The following is a 257-nucleotide window of genomic DNA, read 5'->3' on the forward strand; positions in this document are numbered from 1 at the left end:
CGCCCGGACAACAGTCGCCGCATCGCGCTGGAAACGTTAGAGATTTACAGTCCGCTGGCGCACCGCCTGGGTATTCATCATCTTAAAACAGAGCTGGAAGAGCTCGGTTTTGAGGCCCTCTATCCGAACCGTTATCGGGTCATTAAAGAGGTGGTGAAAGCCGCGCGCGGTAATCGTAAAGAGATGATCCAGAAGATTCTTTCTGAGATCGACGGCCGTTTGCAGGAAGCGGGCATTCCCTGCCGCGTCAGCGGGCG

General features: G+C 56.0%; 1 pseudogene. It reads left to right on the forward strand.

The window, feature by feature from the left end:
• Positions 1 to 257 (forward strand): annotated as a pseudogene (locus tag SB756_RS32220) (guanosine-3',5'-bis(diphosphate) 3'-diphosphatase); the annotation flags it as partial.

This window comes from Pseudomonas sp. SIMBA_068, assembly GCF_046534705.1.
Classification (GTDB): domain Bacteria; phylum Pseudomonadota; class Gammaproteobacteria; order Pseudomonadales; family Pseudomonadaceae; genus Aquipseudomonas; species Aquipseudomonas putida.